The 1,250-nt window shown below is 77.6% G+C and carries 1 protein-coding gene; it reads right to left on the bottom strand.

What is annotated here, in order from left to right; translation table 11 throughout:
* A partial coding sequence (locus JZ5iCDA_RS17550; protein ID WP_069388246.1) for a spermidine synthase occupies window positions 1-935 on the bottom strand: 935 nt, incomplete at its 3' end.
* Window positions 936-1,250 lie beyond the last annotated feature (315 nt).

Genomic DNA, 1,250 nt, shown 5'->3' with positions numbered 1-1,250 from the left:
TCGAACGGCGCCGCCGCGCCGACGAACGCGTCGAGCTCGCCGCCGACGAGGACGTGCGCCGGGACGGGGAGCGTGCGCGCCGCGCGCGCCAGGGCCGCCGACGCGAGGTCCGGGTCGTCGCCGCCGGGGCGGACCGCCACGAGGACGACGTTGCCGTAACGGCGTCCCTTGAGCAGCGCCGGCTCGGCGAGCACGCACCGGCGCGGGCTCGCGGCCTCCTCGCCCGCCCCTCCGCGGCCTCCCTGGCGGTGGTCCGCGCCGACGACGGCGAGCGTTGCGAGCTCGCGGCGTGCGGCGGTCAGGGGCGGGCGGTCGGCGCAGTTGACGAGGTACGCGCCGCCCGGTCGCAGGACGCGACGCACCTCGAGGGCGGCACCGGTCGTCACGAGGTGCTGCGGCGTGGTGTCGCCGGAGAACACGTCCCGCACGACGACGTCGAACGACGCGTCGGCGAACGTCGTCAGCGCCTGCCGGGCGTCGTCCGCCCGCAGGCGCAGGCGCGGGGAGCGCGGCAGGTCGAACCACGTGCGCACGAGCTCGAGCAGCCGGGCGTCGAGGTCGACGCCCACCTGCGCCGAGCCGGGCCGGGTGTGCTCGACCCAGCGCGCGAGGCTGCACCCGGCGGCGCCGAGGTGCAGCACGCGCAGCGGCCCCGGCGGGAGGAGGTCGACCACCGCCGCCATCTGCTGCATGTACTCGAACGCGAGGAAGCCCGGGTCCTCGAGGTCGACGTGCGAGCTCGGGACGCCGTTGACGAAGAGCGTGACGGCACCGTCGCGGTCCGGGTCCGGCTCGAGGCGCGCCGTCCCGGTGCTCGTCGGGACCTCGTCCGTCGGCAGGTCGCCGGCGCGGCGCGGCGAGCGCGACCCGCGGCGGCCCGGTGTGGGTGGCCCGGCGGACGCTGTGCGGGAGGTCCGGGGAGCGCGGCGAGCCATGGGTCCACGGTACGCGGTGGGCGGGGCGGGCCGTTGACACGGGTCGAACGTGTGTTCGATAGTGGAGCCAGGAGGTGCACGATGGCGAGGAGCGCGTCGGGGAGCACGGCGAGAAGTGCCACGAGGGGTGCGGCGAGGGTGCCTGCGGGGAGCTCGACGCGTGCCACGGGCGGGCAGACGCCGCACGGTCCGTCGGTCGTGCCGGTCGACGTGCGCCGCATCCTCGCGCGCGCCGACGCGGAGCTCGTCGCGGCGGCGCTCGCGACGGACCCGGCCGAGCGGTTCGTGCACGCGCACGTCGGCGCGCTGCGCGCC

The sequence above is a fragment of the Cellulosimicrobium cellulans genome (genome assembly GCF_001722485.1).
GTDB classification, from domain to species: Bacteria; Actinomycetota; Actinomycetes; order Actinomycetales; family Cellulomonadaceae; genus Cellulosimicrobium; species Cellulosimicrobium cellulans_A.
This window is presented reverse-complemented; position numbering and strand designations above follow the sequence as displayed.